The organism is Halopseudomonas pelagia CL-AP6 (assembly GCF_000410875.1).
GTDB lineage: Bacteria > Pseudomonadota > Gammaproteobacteria > Pseudomonadales > Pseudomonadaceae > Halopseudomonas > Halopseudomonas pelagia.
Genome location: NZ_AROI01000009.1, coordinates 214080 through 233698 on the forward strand (window position 1 = coordinate 214080; position 19619 = coordinate 233698).

The window sequence follows — 19619 nt, forward strand, 5'->3', positions numbered from 1 at the left end:
CCGGCTTCAGGCTCGTGGCTGGGCGCTCAGTTACGGCTGATACGGATCAGCATGCCCATACTCTGGTGATCCAGATAGTGGGTCTCGTTCAGCCGCAGGCGGCGGATCTGTTTGATTCGTTCGCTGACCAGTTCCCGCTCCTGGGTCTGGTTGTTGATCCAGGCGGTGATATCAACTTCAAGTAGGCGCTCTCGCCCAAGACTGATCAGCGCTTGCACCGGATACACGCCGTCCATTTCCTGACCTTCATGCACCGCAATCACCAGATTATTGTCGTCCGGTTGAGTCCAGGCCTGATGCAGCACCACCTTGTAACCCTGTGCACTCAATTTGCCTGCATCACTGCTCAGACGGTGGCGGCTGCTGTCCAGGATGCGTACGTCGCTGCGCGTGGTTTCGCCGAGCTTGGTCGCTTGGTCGGCCCAGCCGTAACTCGGGGCGGTGCCTGGCGTTAGTTGGGCAGAAGGCTGGGAAAAAATAACCAACTCCACCTGATAGTTGTTCTGGCTCTGCGCTTGGGCCAGCCCCATCCAGCCGCATAGAGTCAGAAGTGCCAGTAGTTGCAGGGAACGAAGAGAGATCATGGGCGTTTTCCTTTGCCTGGGGTAGGGGGTTGCGGTGTTTCCAGCCGTTCTATCAGTGCTTCTATTGTATTCAGGCGCAATTCGGCCGCACCCATGGGTGCATTGAATCGAAATAGCGTGGCACCTTCAAGCTTGTAACGGTTGGGTTGGTCCTGAATCAGTCTAACCAGGGTCATCGGGTCTACGCTGGTGTGGGCGGCAAATTCAAGTCGTCCGTGCTCCGGGCCTACGTCTACTTTGCTGATGCCCAGCGGCTCACAGCGCAGCTTCAGGGCGGTGACCCGGAACAGCGTTTTAGCGGCATCGGGTAGCAAGCCGAAACGGTCGATCATTTCCACTTGCAGGTCTTTCAACGCCTCGTCATCGGCGGCATTGGCAATCCGCTTGTAGAGGATCAGGCGGCTGTGCACATCGGGCAGGTAGTCGTCCGGAATCAACGCCGGCAAGCGCAGGTTAATGTCCGGCCCGCCGCCCAGTGGTGTGTCCAGCTCGGGTTGCTTGCCCTGCTTGATGGCCTTGATCGCACGTTCGAGCATATCCATGTACAGGGTGAAGCCGATCGCTTGAATCTGGCCGCTTTGGCCTTCGCCGAGCAGTTCGCCAGCACCGCGAATCTCCAAATCGTGGGTGGCCAGGGTAAAGCCGGCGCCCAGGTCTTGAGCTGCAGCGATGGCTTCCAGGCGTTTTTCTGCATCGCTGGTGAGCTTCTTACCGTGCGGCGTCAGCAGATAGGCGTAAGCCTGGTGGTGACTACGGCCGACGCGTCCGCGTAATTGATGCAACTGAGCCAGGCCGAATTTGTCGGCGCGCTCGAGAATAATGGTATTGGCGTTGGGGACGTCGATACCGGTTTCGATGATGGTGGTGGTCACCAACACATTGAAGCGACGGTGGTAGAAGTCGCCCATGACCTGTTCAAGCGCGCGTTCCGGCATTTGCCCGTGGCTGATGCCGATGCGCGCCTCTGGGACCAGTTCGGCCAAGTCAGCAGCGCATTTCTCGATGGTCGAGACTTCGTTGTGCAAATAGTAAACCTGACCGCCGCGCAGCAGCTCACGCAGGATAGCTTCCTTGATTACCGGGGCCTGTTGCTGCATAACGAAGGTGCGTACTGACAGGCGCCGTGCCGGTGGCGTGGCGATGATCGACAGCTCGCGCATGCCCGACATGGCCATGTTCAGCGTGCGTGGAATCGGCGTTGCGGTCAGGGTCAATACATCGACCTCGCTACGCAGGGCCTTGAGCTGTTCTTTCTGGCGTACGCCGAACCGGTGCTCTTCATCGATGATCATCAAACCCAGGTCCTTGAACTGGATATCGCCCTGCAGCAATTTGTGCGTGCCGATCATGATATCGACCTTGCCCTCGGCCAGGTCTTCGGCGGCCGCCTTGATCTCTTTGGCTGATTTGAAACGCGACATGACTTCGACCTTGACCGGCCAATCGGCGAAGCGGTCACGGAAGCTGTTGAAGTGCTGCTGGGCCAGCAGGGTAGTGGGCACCAGCACTGCGACCTGCTTGCCGCCATGTACCGCGAGAAAGGCGGCGCGCATCGCCACTTCGGTCTTGCCGAACCCCACGTCACCGCACACCAGCCGATCCATCGGTTGCGATTTGACCATGTCCTCGATCACCGCCAGGATCGCCGCCTCCTGATCTGCGGTTTCCTCAAACGGAAAGGCCTCGGAGAACACTTGGTAATCGCGCTCTGGTGCGCTAAAGCTAAAGCCCTTGCGGGCGCCGCGGCGAGCATAGACATCCAGCAGCTCGGCCGCCACATCGCGGACTTTTTCGGCGGCTTTGCGCTTGGCTTTCTGCCATTGCTCTGAGCCAAGGCGATGCAGCGGCGCGCTGTCGTCTTCGCCGCCAGTGTAGCGCGCAATCAAATGCAGATTGGAAACCGGCACATAGAGCTTGGCATCGTCAGCGTAGGCCAGGGTGAGAAATTCGGCCTGCTGGTCTTCTACGGTCAGGTTCACCAGGCCAAGAAAGCGCCCGACACCGTGATCGATATGTACCACCGGGGCGCCCTCACGCAGCTCGGTGAGGTTGCGGATTACCGCGTCGCCCAGGTCAGTGGCTTTGCCGCGTCGGCGGCGCTGCATAACCCGCTGACCGAACAGTTGATTCTCGGTAATCAGCGCGACGGCGGGATGGCCGCAGAGCATGCTCTGATCAATGGCGGCGATGATCACGCCTGGCCGAGCCCCGCTGGCGACAAACTCGGGCCAGCTTTCTACGGCCTCAGGTTTGATGTCGATGCGCGTCAACAGCTCCAGCAGCGCTTCACGGCGGCCGGCACTCTCAACCACAAACAGCACTTTGCCTTCAAAGCCCTGAATAAAGGTCTGCAGCGCGGTTAGTGGTTGATCGAGGCGGTTGTCGATGGCCAGTTCAGGGCTAGGCTGACCATTGAAGTTGGTGGTGCCGGCTTTGGCGGGTAGCGGCTCCTGATGGCAGATGATCCGCGGGAAGTGCTTGATCTGCGCAAAGCAGTCTTCGATGCTGAGAAACAGGCTGGCGGGGGCGAGCAAAGGGCGTGTCTTGTCGACCCGCTGCTCTTCATAGCGGTGGCGCACATCCTGCCAGAAGTGCTCGGCGGCGCCTTCAATATCCGGCAGGCTGAACAGCAGAGTGTTGTCGGGCAGATAATCAAACAAGCTGCTCAGTTCATCGAAAAACAGCGGCAGGTAATATTCGATGCCGGGGGGCACCATGCCTTCGCTGAGGTCCTGGTAAACCGGACAACGCCGGTAATCGACATCGAAATGTTCACGAAAGCGCGCGCGAAAACCGGTCAGCGCCGATTTATCCAGCGGGAATTCTTTGGCCGGCAGCAGCTCAATGCTGGCCACTTTGTCGACCGAACGCTGCGAATCCGGATCGAAGGTGCGCAGGGTTTCGATTTCATCATCAAACAGGTCGATGCGGATCGGATCTGGGCTGCCCATCGGGAACAGGTCCAATAGCGCGCCGCGCACAGCATAGTCGCCATGCTCATAAACGGTATCGACACAGCGGTACCCGGCCGCATCCAGATTCAGGCGCATGCGCTCAATATCGAGCTTCTGGCCGACTTCCAGCATCAGTACCGAGCCACCAAGAAAGCTGCGTGGGGCTATGCGGTGCAGCAGGGTGGTCATGGGTACGACAAGTATGCCCTGGGTTACCTGGGGCAGCAGGTTCAGCGTTTTCAGGCGCTGGGAAATGATGTCCTGGTGCGGCGAGAAACGATCGTAGGGCAGCGTCTCCCAGTCTGGAAAGCTGAGTACCGGCAGGGCCGGTGAAAAGAATCGCAGCTCCTGCTCGAGTTGATCGGCGGAGGCCGTGTCGCGGGTGATCACCAGGCTAAGGCCGGCATGTTCAGCCGCCGCCTCGGCAATCGCCAGGGCCCGTGCGGCGCCAGCCAGATTGCCCCAGGCGCTTCTGGCCTGGTCGCGGGCGACCGGAGGGACGGAAAGAAGGCGCGTATTAACGGGCATAAAGCGAGGGTCTCTGTGCAAAAAGCCGATAGTGTACCCCTGTCTGCGGGACTGTGCCGCAGCGATGTGTTTTTGCCGGATGATTGCCTCAGCATGCTAACGGCCGCATAATATTGGCCCTTTAGATCCCAAGACCTGGAAGGAACAGTCGTGAACCAAGCCCAATATGAGCAATGCCTGGAAAACTGGACGGATCGTGAATCAACTGCCGAGGCGATGATTCCGCTGATCGGCCGCCTGTACCGTGAACATAACGTAGTGACCTCTATTTATGGCCGGGGTTTGGTTAATCGCTCTGTCATCAGCATTCTTAAATCGCATCGCTTTGCCCGGCAGATCGATGACACCGAGCTTTCAGTGCACGATACCTTTCCTCTGATCAACGCGCTGCTCGACCTGAATCTGGGTCCGGCATCCATCGATTTGGCGCGTCTGGTAGACAAGTTCCGCAAATCTCCCGGCGACGACCTGGATGCGTTTTTGCGGTTAGAGCTGGCCAGCGTGATTGGCCACAAGGGCGAGCGTCGCCAGGGTCGTGATGTAGTTCTCTACGGTTTTGGCCGTATTGGCCGCTTGCTGGCACGCATCATGGTGGAGAAGGCCGGTGCCGGTGATGGTCTGCGTCTGCGTGCCATTGTGGTGCGCAAGGGCGCGACCAACGATCTGTCCAAGCGTGCCAGTCTGCTGCGCCGCGATTCGGTCCATGGTTCCTTCCAGGGCACTATCAAGATCGACGAAGAGAACAATACCCTGACGGCTAACGGCACGGTCATTCAGGTGATTTACGCCAGTGATCCCACCAGTGTCGATTACACCCAATACGGCATCAAGAACGCATTGATTGTCGATAATACCGGCGTATGGCGTGATGCCGAGGGTCTGTCCCAGCACCTGAAGTGCCCTGGTGCCACACAGGTCGTACTGACCGCGCCAGGCAAGGGCGATATCAAGAATATCGTGCATGGCATCAACCATGCTGCGATCACGCCAGAAGACAAGATTGTCTCTGCCGCCTCCTGTACCACCAATGCGATCGTGCCTATTCTCAAGGCGATCAACGACAAATACGGCATTGCCAATGGTCACGTTGAGACGGTTCACTCCTACACTAACGATCAGAACCTGATCGACAACTTCCACAAGGGTAACCGTCGTGGCCGCAGTGCTGCCTTGAACATGGTGATCACCGAGACGGGTGCAGCCAAAGCAGTTGCCAAGGCACTGCCTGAACTGGAAGGTAAGTTGAGTGGTAATGCTATTCGGGTACCCACGCCGAACGTATCGATGGCCATTCTGAATCTGAATCTGAATGCCGCGACCAATCGTGAAGAGGTTAATGAATACCTGCGGTATATGGCGCTGCACTCGGACCTGCACAAGCAGATCGACTTCACCAATTCTCAGGAAGTGGTTTCCACTGATTTCGTCGGCTCACGTCACGCTGGTGTGGTGGATGCCGAAGCAACCATCTGCAACGATACCCGGTTGATTCTCTACGTATGGTATGACAACGAGTTCGGTTACAGCTGTCAGGTCGTGCGTATCCTGGAAGATATGGCCCAGGTTAATTCACCGGCGTTCCCGGAGTATTGATCAGGCTGTACTTGGCTGTCAGGCAATAACAAAAAGGCGCTCCGGCGCCTTTTTTGTGGGCAGATGTGGGCGCCGTAAGCGCCTTTGCGGCGTTCAGTCTCCGGCTATCAGTCGCTTGCGCAGTTTGTCCGACAAACCGTTCTCCCTGAGCCAGATACCCACATACGCGCGTGCCAGTTCTGCGTCATCCGTTTGAAATATCTCTTGGCCGTTGTACCTCAGACTCAGCGCGTGGTGGCGGTCCAGGGTTAGGCTGTAGCGATCGTACGGCTGGATGTCGGTAAAGGTGTCGTGCAGGCGCTCGATCTTCGGGCGCAGCTTGGCCAGCCTGGCAGCACCATGTTGGCGCTCCAGTGCTATCCAGGCAGCCCTGATCACGTCTGCTCGGTCAATATTTCGATAGTAGAAGAGCTCCAGGTGTAGCGGTGTCCCGGTCTCGGTAATGGTCTTCAGTGGCGCGCCTGCGGGCGTCAGCAGGGCGGCACTGTAAACATCTACAAACAGATATTTGAGTACGCTGGCATTGCGTAAGACCAGTTGCTCCCCATCGACCTCCAGGGTGTCTGGAAAATTGGCCTGGTCCAGGCGTTTGTTGCTCGCATCGGCGACCAGTGGCAATACGCATAGTAGGGCGATGATAACGACTCTTAGCATGGTCTTTTCCATCCCGGTAAAGCGTTATTACCGCCGCTATACGGTGATGCGTCAATCTGATTGCCGCACCAATATGTAACAGCAGAAAACCTGAAAAAACCAAGTGCTTGAGTAGCATTGGCGGGCCATGATCTTTATACTTAGCGGGATTTTTGATGGGGGTTTGTGGTCCTTTCCCAATGTTTCCGCGTCTGTTGCCCAGAGCTGTTTCTTGGGATTTCCGTTTGCCGGATGCCGGCCCGCCCTTGACGATTCTAACCAGTGATTAGGCTATACGTATGATAAAAATCAAACGGGGCTTGGATCTGCCAATCACCGGCTCCCCCGAGCAGACTATCGAAGACGCCCGCCCTGCGCGCAGCGTCGCCATCGTCGGCTTCGACTACCATGGTATGAAACCGACCATGGAAGTGCAGGAGGGGGACCGGGTCAAACTTGGCCAGATCCTGTTCAGCGATAAAAAAACACCTGGCGTGATCTTTACCGCCCCGGCAGCGGGTGTTGTCAGTGCCGTGAATCGTGGTGATAAACGCGTTCTGCAATCGGTCGTTATCGATGTGGACGGTGACGAGGCGGTTAGCTTCGACGCTTATGACGCCGCTTCTCTCGGATCTCTGGAGCCACAAAAGGTTCGCGAGCAATTGATCCAGTCCGGACTCTGGACTGCGTTGCGGACTCGTCCGTACAGCAAAACGCCAGCGGTGGACAGCGAGCCCCATTCGATTTTCGTCACGGCCATCGATACCAATCCCTTGGCTGCGGATCCTGCGGTGGTGCTGAGCCACTACGCTGCTGAGTTCGAGAATGGCCTGAAGGTGCTGGCACGGTTAGGCAATATTTGGCTGTGCAAGGCTGAAGGTGCCAGTATTCCCGGCGAGAACCTGGATGGCGTGCGCAGCGAAAGTTTCGCTGGTCCGCACCCTGCCGGCCTGCCTGGTACACATATTCATCTGCTTGACCCGGTCAGCGAGACCAAGACCGTTTGGCAGATCAATTATCAGGACGTGGTTGCGATCGGCAAGCTGTTCACCGATGGCAAATTGTGGACTGAACGGGTTGTAGCACTCGGTGGACCTCAGGTTGAAAAGCCCCGTCTGCTGAGAACCCGCCTGGGCGCGAACCTTGACGAGTTGACTGCGGGTGAACTGAAGCAGGGTAGCAACCGCGTTATTTCAGGCTCGGTGTTTGGCGGTCGTCAGGCTCAGGGTCCGGTTGGCTATCTTGGCCGCTTCCACTCACAGGTTTCGGTTCTGGCTGAAGGTAGCGAGCGGCAGATGCTGCACTATCTGCGTGCCGGCGTGGACAAGCACTCTGTCCTGAATGTGTTCGTCTCCAAGCTGAAGTCCAGCAAACTGTTCAATTTCACCACTACAACCAATGGCAGCCCGCGGGCAATGGTTCCCCTGGGGAACTATGAAATGGTCATGCCGCTGGATATTTTGCCCACACAACTCTTGCGCTACCTTATCGTTGGCGACACAGACATGGCCCAAAAGCTGGGTTGTCTGGAGCTGGACGAAGAGGACCTGGCTCTTTGCAGCTACGTGTGTGCCGGCAAATACGAGTATGGCCCGATTCTGCGCGATAACCTCGCCCTAATCGAGAAGGAGGGTTAAGCCATGGGTTTGCGTACATTTTTGGACAAGATCGAACATAACTTCGAGAAGGGCGGCAAGCATGAGAAGTTCTATGCCCTTTATGAAGCTATCGATACTTTCTTTTACCGCCCGGGTAGTGTGACCAAAACCACTGCTCACGTGCGTGACGGTCTAGACCTGAAGCGGATGATGATTACCGTGTGGCTGTGTACCTTCCCGGTGATTTTTTACGGGATGTACAACATCGGCTTCCAGGCTAACAGCATCTACGCTGCCAATCCCGAGCTGCTGGACGCTCAGGAAAGCTGGCGGATTGGTTTGATCGCCATGTTTGCCGGGTTTGATGCCGGGAGCCTGTGGGACAACTTTGTCCACGGTGCTGCCTACTTCTTGCCGGTCTATGCGGTGACCTTTATTGTCGGTGGCTTTTGGGAGGTGCTGTTTGCCTCGATTCGCAAGCACGAGGTCAACGAAGGTTTCTTTGTTACTTCAATCTTGTTTGCGCTGATCCTGCCGCCGGATATTCCCCTGTGGCAAGTGGCGCTGGGTATCAGCTTCGGTATCGTGATTGGTAAGGAAGTGTTCGGTGGTACCGGTAAAAACTTCCTTAACCCGGCGCTGACCGGTCGTGCCTTCCTGTTCTTCGCTTACCCTGCAGAAATTTCGGGGGACGCAGTATGGACTGCAGTGGACGGCTATGCCGGTGCAACGGCTTTGAGCCTGGCTGCTTCGGGCGGTATTGACGCGGTCGTCAACGGCGGTATCACCTGGCTGGATGCGTTTGTCGGCAATATCCATGGCTCCATGGGTGAAGTCTCGACACTGGCTATCTTCCTCGGCGGCGCCGTGCTGCTAACCACCAAAATCGCCAACTGGCGCATCGTCGCTGGCGTGATGATCGGCATGATCGCGATGAGCCTGCTGTTCAATCTGATTGGCTCAGAGACCAATCCGATGTTCGCCATGCCGTGGTACTGGCACATGGTGGTGGGTGGTTTTGCCTTTGGCATGATCTTTATGGCTACCGATCCGGTATCGGCTTCCATGACTAACCAGGGTAAATGGATTTTTGGCGCACTGATCGGCGTGATGGTTTTGCTGATTCGCGTGGTCAATCCGGCATTCCCTGAGGGTATGATGCTGGCCATTCTGTTTGCCAACCTTTTTGCTCCCCTGATCGACCATTTTGTCGTCCAGGCCAACATCAAGCGGAGGCTTGCCCGCCATGTCCAGTAAAAAAGAAACTGTCAGCCGCACCATTATGGTGGCGCTGCTGGTCTGTCTTGTTTGCTCCGTGGTGGTGTCTGCCGCAGCGGTTGCACTCAAGCCAGTGCAGATCACCAATCAACTGTTGGATAAGAAGCGCAATATTCTGTCGATTGCGGGCTTGCTTGAGGAGGGTGCTGATGTCGAGGCCCAATTCGAGAAAGTTACCGCGCGTTTGGTTGACCTGCGTACCGGCGAATTCAGCGAAGAGATGGATCCGCTGACCTACGACCAGCAGAAAGCGGCGAAGGACCCGGCGCTATCCGAGCGTCTTGCGGCTTCTGACGATATTGCTAGCATCCGTCGTCGTGAAGACTACGCGACTGTCTATATGGTCGAGAACGATGATGGCATTGAAACCATGATCCTGCCGATTCACGGTTACGGTTTGTGGTCGACGCTGTATGGCTTTATCGCGCTGGAAGGTGACTTGAAAACGGTTGTGGGTCTGGGCTTTTACCAGCATGCCGAGACACCTGGCCTGGGCGGTGAAGTAGACAACCCTAACTGGCGCCAGCAATGGACCGGCAAGGTGGTCTATGACGAAGACGGCGACGTCGCGGTGCAGGTACTTAAGGGCAGCGTGGACAGCAGCAACCCCAATGCCGAACACCAGGTCGATGGCCTGGCTGGAGCTACCTTGACCAGTCGTGGTGTTGAAAATTTGGTGCGGTTCTGGCTGGGTGAGAATGGCTTTGGCCCATTCCTCGACAATCTTGATGCAGGGGAGGCTTAATCATGGCTAAAGCAAGCGCCAAACAGGTGCTCTTCGAACCCATTTTCAGTAATAACCCGATTGCCCTTCAGATCCTGGGTATCTGTTCGGCACTGGCGGTCACCACCAGCATGAACGTGACGCTGGTCATGTGTCTGGCATTGACCTCGGTAGTGGCTCTGTCCAACCTGTTTATTTCGATTATCCGTACTCAAATCCCCAGCGCGATCCGTATGATCGTACAGATGGTGATCATTGCGTCGTTGGTAATCGTGGTGGATCAGGTGCTCAAGGCCTATGCCTACGACATCAGTAAGCAGTTATCGGTATTCGTTGGACTGATCATTACCAACTGTATCGTAATGGGCCGGGCTGAAGCCTTTGCCATGCAAAATCCGCCGCACATGAGCTTCCTTGACGGTATCGGTAACGGTCTGGGCTACAGTTTCATTCTCATTGTGGTCGCGTTTTTTCGTGAACTGCTCGGCGCTGGCAAGCTGTTCGGCATCGAAATACTGCCGGTCGTTAACCAGGGTGGCTGGTATCAGCCCAACGGTTTGCTGCTATTGCCGCCATCGGCATTCTTCATTATCGGTCTGATTATCTGGGCATTGCGTGCCTGGAAAACTGAGCAGGTGGAAGAGCCCGAATTTAAGATGGCGCCGCAAAGCCGCGCGTTGAAGGAGGTTATGTAAGCCATGATCGAACATTATATCAGCCTGCTGGTGCGGGCTATTTTCGTAGAAAACATGGCGTTGGCCTTCTTCCTTGGCATGTGTACCTTTATTGCCATCTCCAAGAAAGTGCAAACGTCGCTCGGCCTGGGTATCGCAGTGGTTGTGGTATTGACCATTACTGTGCCAGCCAACAACCTGATTTATACCTATCTGCTGCGTGACGGCGCGTTGGCCTGGGCTGGCTTGCCGAATGTGGATTTGAGCTTCCTGGGACTGCTCAGTTACATCGGTGTTATCGCGGCACTGGTGCAGATCCTGGAAATGTTGCTGGATAAGTTCGTGCCGGCCCTTTACAACGCTCTCGGTGTCTTCTTGCCGCTGATCACGGTGAACTGCGCCATTCTGGGTGCGTCGCTGTTCATGGTGGAGCGCGACTATTCCCTGGATGAAAGTATCGTCTACGGTTTTGGCGCTGGGGTAGGTTGGGCGCTGGCCATTGTTGCGCTGGCCGGTATTCGCGAAAAACTCAAGTACAGCGACGTGCCAGACGGTCTGCGTGGTCTCGGTATTACCTTCATCACCGTGGGATTGATGTCCCTGGGGTTCATGTCCTTCTCGGGCGTGCAACTGTAAACAGGAGCTGTAACTGATGAATATCGAAATCTTTTTGGGCGTCGGCATGTTCACCGCGATCGTATTGTCGCTGGTGGCTGTGATTCTGATTGCCCGCTCCAAGCTGGTGACCAGCGGTGATGTGACCATTGAAATCAATGGCGAGCGCACCATTACCGTTCCAGCCGGTAACAAGTTGCTCAATACCCTTTCGGACAACGGCATCTTCCTGTCCTCTGCCTGTGGTGGCGGTGGTACCTGCGCGCAGTGCAAGTGCATCATTGAAGAGGGCGGCGGCGAAATGCTGCCCACGGAAGAGAGTCACTTCACCAAGCGTGAAGCCAAAGAAGGCTGGCGTCTGTCCTGTCAGGCTCCGGTCAAACAGGATATGAAGATCGAAGTGCCGGAAGAGGTTTTCGGCGTCAAGAAGTGGGAATGTACCGTAGAGGCCAACCCCAACGTTGCTACCTTTATCAAGGAACTCACTCTGCGGCTGCCGGAAGGCGAGAATGTCGATTTCCGCGCCGGTGGTTATGTACAGTTGGAGTGCCCGCCGCACACCGTGCACTACAAGGATTTTGACATTCAGCCGGAATTTCGTGGTGATTGGGATAAATTCGATATGTGGCGCTTTGTCTCCAAGGTTGACGAGACGGTGATCCGTGCCTATTCCATGGCCAACTACCCGGAAGAGCGCGGCGTGGTCAAGTTCAACCTGCGTGTGGCGTCGCCACCGCCGGGCCGTGACGACCTGCCACCGGGCAAGATGTCGTCTTGGTGCTTTGCCCTGAAGCCGGGCGACAAGGTGACCGTTTACGGTCCCTTCGGTGAGTTCTTTGCCAAAGATACGGATGCCGAGATGGTCTTTGTCGGCGGCGGTGCCGGTATGGCGCCGATGCGTTCGCACATTTTTGACCAGTTGGGTCGGCTCAAGAGCAAGCGCAAGATCAGCTTTTGGTACGGCGCTCGTTCGCTGCGTGAAGCCTTCTATGTTGAAGAGTTTGACAAGCTGGCACAAGAGAATGAAAACTTCGAGTGGCACTTGGCGCTGTCAGACCCGCTGCCTGAAGATAACTGGGAAGGCCCGACCGGCTTTATCCATAATGTTCTGTTAGAGAACTACCTCAAGGATCATCCCGCGCCTGAGGATTGTGAGTTTTATATGTGTGGGCCGCCGATGATGAACGCATCGGTGATCAAGATGCTGCAGGATATGGGCGTAGAGCCAGAAAATATCATGCTTGATGACTTTGGCGGCTAGCATGCTACTGCGCGTCATCCGGCCCGTTATCGCTGTTGCTATGGCAACAGCCCTAACGGGCTGTTTCAATTCTATGGAGCCGGTTTCGGAAGTGACCGGCGCGGCCATGGGTAGTACTTATTCAATCAAGTGGGTCAATGCCGAGGGCGTTCCGGATACGGCAACGCTACACGGAGAAATCGAAGCGCTGCTCAGTGATTTTGATGCGGAGGTATCTACCTGGCGGGATGATTCGGATCTGGCTCGCTTTAACGCAATGCCTGCCGATAGTTGCGCTGAGGTGCCGACATCGTTGCTGGAACTGGTTGGCTTGGGGCATATACTGGCTGAGGACAGCGGTGGTGATTTTGATCTGACGGTGGGGCCGCTGCTGCGAATCTGGGGTTTTCATGGTGGCAACGGCAGCCAGGTGGTGCCTGATCCAGAGGAGCTGCAAGCTGCTCTGGAACAAGTAGGTCAGCGTCATTTACAGGTTAACGGCACGCAGTTGTGCAAGTCAGCCAACGTCCAGGTTGATGTCAGTGCTATCGCTGCGGGTTATGCAGTGGACAAGGTAGTCGATCATTTGCTCTCCCGTGGTATCAATAGCTATATGGTTGAGATTACTGGCGAGCTCAAGGCAGCAGGGGTCAAGCCCGATAATACTCCGTGGAAGATTGCAATCGAGGAGCCGCGGGATGATCAGCGCATGGCCCATCTGATTGTCGCGCTCGATGGGCAGGCGGTGTCGACTTCGGGTGACTATCGCAATTATTTTGAATACGAAGGCAAGCGTTATTCGCATACCTTTGACCCGAGTAGCGGCAGACCAGTGATGCATGAGCTAGCGGCAGTGACCGTGCTGCACAATTCTGCGGCGACGGCTGATGGGTTATCAACGGTGCTATTGGTTAAAGGGCCCGAAAAGGGCTGGGACTATGCTTTGGAGCATGAGGTGGCTGCGCTCTTTGTTGTGCGCGATGGTACCCGTTTTGTTTCCAGGGCCACCCCCACATTCACGGCTCTGACGAAGAGCGAGGAGTAGATCATGGTTTGGGTTTTGGCGTTTTCATTAATGGTACTGATTGTGATCGGCATGTCGGTCGGCGTGATGATGGGCCGCAAGCCCATTGCCGGCTCCTGCGGTGGGATTGGCGCGACGGGTGTGGATAAAGCCTGTGGTATCTGTGGAGGTGATGTCACCAAGTGTGAAGAAACCAGCACCAATGCCGGAATAGAGCCACGCAAGCCGAAGAATCTGGGCTATGACGCGACCAAGGTCGACTAGCTGTAAAACGCCATACGTGTCAGTATCCCGTCGAAAATCATAAGGAAATCAATGCATGGCTGTATATAACTACGATGTTGTGGTGCTGGGTTCCGGCCCGGCGGGTGAGGGCGCTGCGATGAATGCAGCCAAGCATGGCCGCAAGGTGGCTGTGGTGGAAGAGCGGACCATGGTTGGCGGCAACTGCACTCATCTGGGGACCATTCCCTCCAAGGCATTGCGTTATTCAGTCAAGCAGATCATCCATTTCAATACCAACAAGATGTTCCGCTCGATTGGCGAGCCGCGCTGGTTTTCTTTCCCTGACGTGCTGAAAAGCGCTGAAAAAGTCATGGCCAAGCAGGTCACCTCGCGCACCAGCTATTATGCGCGCAACCGCGTTGACGTATTTTTTGGCAAGGGCAGTTTTGCCGATGAACATACCATCGAGCTGGTCAACCGCTCCGGCGTGGTGGAAAAGCTAATTGCAAAAGAGATCATCATCGCTACCGGTTCGCGGCCATACCGCCCGGCCGATGTGAACTTCAGCCACCCACGCATCTATGATAGCGATACCATCCTCAAGCTCAACCATACCCCACGTACGCTGATTATCTACGGCGCAGGGGTTATCGGCTGTGAGTATGCGTCGATTTTTTGTGGCCTTGGGGTCAAGGTTGACCTGATTGATAACCGTGACCGCCTGCTGAGCTTTCTGGATGACGAAATCTCCGACGCCCTGAGTTATCACCTGCGCAACAACAGTGTGTTGATTCGGCATAACGAGGAATACGAGAGCATCGAAGGGTTGGACAAGCGTGGCGTGGTGCTGAATCTGAAGTCCGGCAAGAAACTCAAAGCCGATGCGTTGCTCTGGTGTAATGGTCGTTCAGGCAACACGGATGGCATGGGGCTGGAAAATGTCGGTTTGCGCCCGAATGGTCGCGGTCAGTTGAGCGTTGATGAGAACTACCGTACCGAGGTGCCAAACATCTATGCGGTGGGCGATGTTATTGGCTGGCCGAGTTTGGCCAGCGCTGCCTTTGATCAAGGTCGTTCGGCAGCTGGTAATATTGTCAGCAATGACGCCTGGCGCTTTGTTGATGACGTGCCTACCGGGATTTATACGATTCCGGAAATCAGCTCGCTGGGCAAGACCGAGCGGGAGTTAACCGAGGCGCAAGTGCCCTATGAAATCGGCCAGGCCTTCTTCAAGAGCATGGCCCGAGCGCAGATTACCGATGAGCCGGTAGGGATGCTGAAGATTCTGTTTCACCGCGAAACCTTGCAGGTGCTGGGGATTCACTGCTTCGGTGACCAGGCGTCGGAAATTGTGCATATCGGCCAGGCGATTATGAACCAGGAAGGGGAGGCCAATACGATCAAGTATTTCGTTAACACCACCTTCAACTATCCGACTATGGCGGAAGCTTATCGCGTCGCCGCGCTGGATGGCTTGAACCGGTTGTTCTGAGGTATTGGCAAGCCTGCGCATTAAAAAGCCCTGCTATGCAGGGCTTTTTAATGCCTCTAAATCAGGCGGGTGCTTTGGCCAGGGTCTCTACAGCCAGCTGCGGGAAGTCGGTGATGATGCTATCGACCCCCATCTCCACCAGGCGCTGCATTAATGCGGGCTCGTTTACCGTCCAGACTGAAACGTGGAGGCCGTGCGCCTTGGCGCTGGCCACACGCTGGGTCGAGCAGAGCTTCCAGTTCAAGATCAGATAGTCGCAACCATAGCGCTTGCAGCTTTTGATCCAATCAATCAAGCCGTATTCTTCCACTAACCCGGTGGGCAAACCGAAGCTGCTATCGCGCGCGGTTTTCAATAGTGTCCGGCTGCTGGATGTGAGCACGACTTTTTCCTGCAAGCCGTAGCGGGTGACCAGCTCGGTGACCGCGTCGAGCACAATACGCGACTGCCCGGCGGAGCCGCTTTTGACTTCCAGCTGGTAATGTTCGAATTCCGGGCAAGTAGTGAACAACTGCTCCAGGCTGGGTATCGGGCACTCTTCGGGCCAGGCCGGGCCGCCACGGCGCGCATCCATCTGCATCAGCTCGGCTGCGCTGTGATGCGCTATCTTGCCGCGCAGGCCAGTGGTTCTGCGTAACGTCGGGTCGTGTATGACCATCAGTTGGCGGTCGGCAGACAGGTGCAGGTCGAGCTCCACGCGTCGCACGCCCGCATCCAGGGCTCGACGAAAGCTCGGCAGGGTATTTTCCGGCGCTTCGCCCCGGGCGCCGCGATGGCCGTAAATCAAGGTCATAGGTGAGTGGTCATAGGGTGTCAATTGCCCTGGCGCCGATGCTGGCGGACGCTGTGAATAACATTGTCGTGTTCAAAATAGACGCTGAAATCAGCGTAGTCCCAGCGGCTGATAGGGGGCTGGCCAACTGGCGCATGGCGGTTGGCAGGTTCGCCGTAGCGCTGACGCACACTGCTGCTGTTCAGGCCGCGCTGAGGTAGCTGCGCTGAGGCCTGAGCTGCCTGCTGGCCTAACGGGATGACCAGTGTGTCCGCTTGCACCGTTGGCGAGGTTAATAGCAGAAAGCCGGCGAGGGCGGTGGAAGACATAATTGTGCAAGACGTTATCCAGATCGATTTCATGTCGGCATCCCTTCGGTGGTTTTAGCGGCACGGATTTCCTGTGCCTGTTTTTGCAGAATATGACGCGCCAGCAGCTGGCGTTGTGCATCACTCAGATTGTCAAAGCTGACGCCCAGCTGCCACTGGCCGGTGTCTTGTTCAGCCTCGCAGCGGATCACCCTGGCGGGCAGCACCAGCCCCAGGAGTGAGGGCATCAGCACCATGCGCAGCATCAGCCAGGAATCTAGGGCGTAGGCCTGTGGAGAACTGAAAGCCATGCCCCCTTCGCTTAAAGTGACCTCCTGGGGCTCGCTCAGATCCCCAGTCAACTGCATGGCGAGCGCCTTGCCAACCAGATCAACGCGTTTGTTAATTATCTTCAGATAATGGGCGAGGGCTCGGTCACGCTCAGCAATTTGCCGGAGCAAATGCTGAGATTCATAGTCCAGCATGTGCAGGTCGCTGAGCAGACTAAAAAGAGGAGACTCGTCGTCCTGCGTCTCCTTGTTCAGCTCGGGCCCATCGATTGGCTTGACCTGCAGCGCCATTTGGTCACGGATGCGAAAGAAATCCCGTTTTTCGTCCGTCTCGCCATCATCTGTGTGCATGACATTACTCGCAATAAGCTGGTCTGAAGCGCTGAACAATCGCCTGGAATCAGTGTAACATGCAGTCCGAACCGTCACTCAACAGGGCAATGCCCATCAGGTAACCGGTATTTCATGTTCAGACCTTTGCCTTTCTTTATTGGCCTCCGTTACACCCGGGCCAAACGCCGCAATCATTTCATCTCTTTTATATCACTGATCTCCATGCTTGGCCTCACTCTGGGGGTCATGGTCATGATCCTGGTGCTGTCGGTGATGAATGGTTTTGACCGTGAGCTACGCACCCGCATTCTGGGTATGGTGCCGCACGCGACCATCAGCTCCGAACAGCCTATGGATGACTGGCAAACGCTGGCTACGCGGCTTGAGGAACATCCACAGGTAATCGCTGCGGCGCCGTTTATCCAGCTGCAAGGCATGTTGACGCATAACGGCAGCGTGGCTCCGGTACTGGTCAATGGCGTCATACCTGATGCCGAAAAGCATGTTTCGATCATCGAACAGCACATGACCGAAGGTGCGCTGAGTGATCTGCAGGATGGCGAGTTCGGCATCATCATTGGCGAGCTGATTGCCAAGCGTTTTGGTGTTCAGGTTGGCGACAAGCTGACTTTTGTTTTGCCGGAGGCGTCGGTGACACCGGCGGGTGTATTTCCGCGGCTGAAACGCTTTACCGTGGCGGGCGTATTCAAGGTCGGGGCTGAGCTCGACAGCTCTCTGGCGATGATTCACGCCGGGGACGCCGCGCGACTGTCGCGTTGGCAGCCGGGCCAGATGCAGGGTTTGCGGGTCAAGCTGGATGACCTGTTTCAAGCGCCCAAGGTCGCCTGGGATTTGGCGTTGACCCTGCCGGGCAATTATTACGCGCAGGACTGGACGCGCACCCACGGCAACCTGTTTGCGGCGATCCGTATGGAGAAGACCATGATCGGTCTGCTTTTGTTGCTGATCGTGGCGGTGGCCGCGTTCAATATTATCTCCACGCTGGTGATGGTGGTGACTGACAAGAAATCTGATATCGCCATTTTGCGTACGCTGGGGGCTTCTCCGGGCACCATCATGGGTATCTTTATGGTTCAAGGTTCGGTCATTGGCGTTATCGGTACACTGGCTGGCGGTGTTCTCGGGGTATTGGCAGCGTTAAACGTGTCGGCCATGGTCGCCGGGCTGGAAAGCCTGTTCGGTGTTCAATTCCTCAGTTCAGACGTGTATTTCATCAGCTACCTGCCCTCACAGTTGATTTGGAACGACGTAGTGCTGATCTGCCTGACGGCGCTAGGTATGAGCTTTGCTGCGACCCTGTACCCCGCCTGGCGGGCCTCGCGAACCGAGCCGGCGGAGGCTTTGCGTTATGACTGAAGTGGTGCTGGAATGTCGCCAGCTGAGTATGGAATATGCTATTGGGCCGCAGCGTTTGCGGGTGCTGGACTCGATCAACTTGCGCCTGGTTGCTGGCGAACGAATAGCGATCGTCGGGAGCTCGGGGTCCGGCAAAACGACCCTGTTGAACCTGCTGGGCGGGCTGGATACGCCCACGGACGGTGAGGTCTGGTTGGCAGGCCGTCAGATGTCTGCGCTCAAGGAGTCCGAGCGTGGTCAACTAAGGAATACCGGGCTGGGCTTCGTTTACCAGTTCCACCATTTGTTAGCGGAATTCACTGCGTTGGAAAACGTGTGTATGCCTTTGCTCATAGGCCGCACGCCGATTAACCAGGCGCGGGAGCGGGGCATGGAAATATTGCGCCGCGTTGGCTTGACCGAACGTGCCGGGCACAAACCTGCGGAGTTATCGGGTGGCGAGCGTCAGCGGGTGGCCATTGCCCGGGCGCTGATCAATCAACCAGCTTGCGTACTGCTGGACGAGCCCACCGGCAACCTGGATCAAACCACGGCCAAGAGTGTCCAGGAGTTGATGCTGGAGTTGAGCCAGAGTCTTAATACCGCCTTTATGGTGGTGACCCATGATCTTGCGTTGGCCTCGCAAATGGACCGTGTACTGACGCTCAATCAAGGGCATCTGGCCGCATTAGAGCTCTAATAAATTGGAGCTCTAGTAAAGCTGGAGCTCGATAAGGCAAGCGTCACCTCTCCAATGTGCTGACTAGGTACGCTGAACAGCATCCGCCCTGGATCCGAATCAGATGTGCCGACGGCGTCGCAATTTGCGCTTTTGCCAGTTGCGCCCCACCCATATTCGCCAATACAACATGGTCGCAGCGTAACCGACTGCGGCTAATACGGTACCGACCAGCAGCGCGCCGAGTAGCAGCGGTTGCCAGATATGGTGTATTTCCGACATCAGCCACGTCAGTGACAGCTCCATAGGCATGCTGCGTTCGGGTGCGCCCAGGAGCAGAGTGCCGATCTTGTATTGGGTGAAGAACACAGCTGGCATGGTAATCGGATTGGTCAGCCAGACCAAGCCGACTGAAATGGGCAGATTGGCGCGCAAGGGCACGGCGATAGCGGCCGACATCAACATCTGCATTGGGATCGGTAACATGGCCACGAACAGTCCTATGGCAATGGCACGAGCGACACTGTGCCGGTTGAGGTGCCATAAGTTTGGATCGTGCAGCATGGTGCCCATAAAGCGCAGCGACGTGCTCTGCTTTATGCGTTCAGGGCTAGGCATGTAGCGTTTTAGGAGCCTACGCGGCATCGCGGATGTTCGACCTGAGAAATGTGCACCAATTATGCATGGAATGTCAGGGCGGCACTACTGCCTGACGGCAA

Annotated in this window: 19 protein-coding genes; 12 read left to right on the forward strand and 7 right to left on the reverse strand. The window is 56.3% G+C overall.

What is annotated here, in order from left to right; translation table 11 throughout:
• Nucleotides 1–26: 26 nt before the first annotated feature.
• Both K787_RS0108505 and mfd read right to left on the reverse strand, forming a co-directional pair.
• Complete coding sequence (locus K787_RS0108505) at nt 27–584, reverse strand: CsiV family protein (RefSeq protein ID WP_022962371.1); 558 nt, start codon at nt 582–584, stop codon at nt 27–29.
• Nucleotides 581–4066: a transcription-repair coupling factor gene (gene mfd / locus K787_RS0108510; RefSeq protein ID WP_022962372.1), complete on the reverse strand. Its 3486-nt coding sequence runs from the start codon at nt 4064–4066 to the stop codon at nt 581–583. The genes K787_RS0108505 and mfd overlap by 4 nt, the downstream gene beginning before the upstream one ends.
• Nucleotides 4067–4216: 150 nt before the next feature.
• On the opposite strand from mfd, the gene K787_RS0108515 reads away from it, so the two are divergent.
• Complete coding sequence (locus K787_RS0108515) at nt 4217–5659, forward strand: glyceraldehyde-3-phosphate dehydrogenase (protein WP_022962373.1); 1443 nt, start codon at nt 4217–4219, stop codon at nt 5657–5659.
• Between the two features lie 93 nt (nt 5660–5752).
• Here K787_RS0108515 and K787_RS0108520 read toward each other — a convergent pair whose 3' ends face one another.
• Entirely contained in the window at nt 5753–6313 is a 561-nt protein-coding gene (locus tag K787_RS0108520) for a chalcone isomerase family protein (RefSeq protein WP_022962374.1), read from the reverse strand.
• Nucleotides 6314–6591: 278 nt separating this feature from the next.
• On the opposite strand from K787_RS0108520, the gene K787_RS0108525 reads away from it, so the two are divergent.
• From K787_RS0108525 to sthA, 9 genes are all read left to right on the forward strand, one after another.
• A complete protein-coding gene (locus K787_RS0108525) occupies nt 6592–7929 on the forward strand; it encodes a Na(+)-translocating NADH-quinone reductase subunit A (protein ID WP_022962375.1) in 1338 nt (445 codons plus the stop codon).
• Nucleotides 7930–7932: 3 nt separating this feature from the next.
• Nucleotides 7933–9147, forward strand: coding sequence for an NADH:ubiquinone reductase (Na(+)-transporting) subunit B (locus K787_RS0108530; protein ID WP_022962376.1), 1215 nt, complete (start codon nt 7933–7935; stop codon nt 9145–9147).
• On the forward strand, nt 9137–9913 hold the full coding sequence (locus K787_RS0108535; RefSeq protein WP_022962377.1) for a Na(+)-translocating NADH-quinone reductase subunit C: 777 nt from the start codon (nt 9137–9139) through the stop codon (nt 9911–9913). Before K787_RS0108530 ends, K787_RS0108535 begins: the two co-directional genes overlap by 11 nt.
• A 2-nt stretch (nt 9914–9915) precedes the next feature.
• Entirely contained in the window at nt 9916–10587 is a 672-nt protein-coding gene (locus K787_RS0108540) for an NADH:ubiquinone reductase (Na(+)-transporting) subunit D (RefSeq protein WP_022962378.1), read from the forward strand.
• 6 nt (nt 10588–10593) lie between these two features.
• A complete protein-coding gene (nqrE, locus tag K787_RS0108545; RefSeq protein ID WP_028614748.1) occupies nt 10594–11202 on the forward strand; it encodes an NADH:ubiquinone reductase (Na(+)-transporting) subunit E in 609 nt (202 codons plus the stop codon).
• A 13-nt stretch (nt 11203–11215) separates the two neighbouring features.
• Nucleotides 11216–12442, forward strand: a complete 1227-nt coding sequence (gene nqrF / locus K787_RS0108550) for an NADH:ubiquinone reductase (Na(+)-transporting) subunit F (RefSeq protein ID WP_028614749.1) — start codon at nt 11216–11218, stop codon at nt 12440–12442.
• Between the two features lie 106 nt (nt 12443–12548).
• Nucleotides 12549–13466 (forward strand): FAD:protein FMN transferase, encoded by a 918-nt coding sequence (locus K787_RS22595; RefSeq protein WP_306360947.1) that lies wholly within the window; start codon nt 12549–12551, stop codon nt 13464–13466.
• 3 nt (nt 13467–13469) lie between these two features.
• The gene (nqrM, locus tag K787_RS0108560) at nt 13470–13709 is read left to right on the forward strand and encodes a (Na+)-NQR maturation NqrM (protein ID WP_022962382.1); all 240 of its coding nucleotides are present in this window, start codon (nt 13470–13472) and stop codon (nt 13707–13709) included.
• Nucleotides 13710–13764: 55 nt separating this feature from the next.
• Nucleotides 13765–15162 carry a Si-specific NAD(P)(+) transhydrogenase gene (gene sthA / locus K787_RS0108565; RefSeq protein ID WP_022962383.1) on the forward strand — a complete coding sequence of 466 codons (1398 nt, stop codon included), beginning with the start codon at nt 13765–13767 and terminating at the stop codon, nt 15160–15162.
• A gap of 61 nt (nt 15163–15223) precedes the next feature.
• Here sthA and K787_RS0108570 read toward each other — a convergent pair whose 3' ends face one another.
• From K787_RS0108570 to K787_RS0108580, 3 genes are read right to left on the reverse strand one after another with little or no spacing between them, the layout of a single operon-like run.
• Nucleotides 15224–15955, reverse strand: coding sequence for a glycerophosphodiester phosphodiesterase (locus K787_RS0108570; RefSeq protein ID WP_022962384.1), 732 nt, complete (start codon nt 15953–15955; stop codon nt 15224–15226).
• A 20-nt stretch (nt 15956–15975) separates the two neighbouring features.
• On the reverse strand, nt 15976–16263 hold the full coding sequence (locus K787_RS0108575) for a hypothetical protein (RefSeq protein WP_022962385.1): 288 nt from the start codon (nt 16261–16263) through the stop codon (nt 15976–15978).
• 29 nt (nt 16264–16292) lie between these two features.
• Nucleotides 16293–16883: a PilZ domain-containing protein gene (locus K787_RS0108580; protein ID WP_028614750.1), complete on the reverse strand. Its 591-nt coding sequence runs from the start codon at nt 16881–16883 to the stop codon at nt 16293–16295.
• 114 nt (nt 16884–16997) lie between these two features.
• Here K787_RS0108580 and K787_RS0108585 point away from each other — a divergent pair, with 114 nt between their 5' ends.
• A complete protein-coding gene (locus tag K787_RS0108585; protein WP_022962387.1) occupies nt 16998–18242 on the forward strand; it encodes a lipoprotein-releasing ABC transporter permease subunit in 1245 nt (414 codons plus the stop codon).
• Nucleotides 18235–18921 (forward strand): lipoprotein-releasing ABC transporter ATP-binding protein LolD, encoded by a 687-nt coding sequence (lolD, locus tag K787_RS0108590; RefSeq protein WP_022962388.1) that lies wholly within the window; start codon nt 18235–18237, stop codon nt 18919–18921. The genes K787_RS0108585 and lolD overlap by 8 nt, the downstream gene beginning before the upstream one ends.
• A gap of 99 nt (nt 18922–19020) precedes the next feature.
• Here the strand turns inward: lolD and K787_RS0108595 are convergent, their stop codons facing one another.
• The gene (locus tag K787_RS0108595; protein WP_022962389.1) at nt 19021–19545 is read right to left on the reverse strand and encodes a DUF2062 domain-containing protein; all 525 of its coding nucleotides are present in this window, start codon (nt 19543–19545) and stop codon (nt 19021–19023) included.
• Nucleotides 19546–19619: the final 74 nt, after the last annotated feature.